The organism is Tamlana crocina (assembly GCF_012037625.1).
The window spans coordinates 1-307 of the sequence record NZ_JAAVJS010000736.1 but is presented as its reverse complement, the minus strand read 5'-3'; the positions used below and the strand labels follow the sequence as shown (position 1 = coordinate 307).

The following is a 307-nucleotide window of genomic DNA, read 5'->3' as shown; positions in this document are numbered from 1 at the left end:
AGCCTTGGAGGCGTTTGTCTTAACTGGGGATGTATTCCCACAAAAGCCCTTCTCAAAAGTGCGCAGGTTTTTGAATACCTCAACCACGCCCAGGATTATGGACTAAAAGTAGAAAAAGCCGATAAGGATTTTGGAGCAGTGATCAAGCGCAGCCGCGGAGTAGCAGATGCTATGAGCAAAGGAGTGCAGTTCCTTATGAAAAAGAACAAGATCGATGTTATTAATGGTTTCGGAAAACTGAAGCAAGGCAAGAAAGTCGAAGTTACAGATAAGGACGATAAGAAAACAGAATATTCTGCAGATCATA

The 307-nt window shown here is 42.7% G+C and carries 1 protein-coding gene; it reads left to right on the top strand.

All coding sequences use genetic code 11. From position 1 onward, the window contains the following. A partial coding sequence (locus HC176_RS18785) for an FAD-dependent oxidoreductase (protein WP_167920490.1) occupies positions 1-307 on the top strand: 307 nt, incomplete at both ends.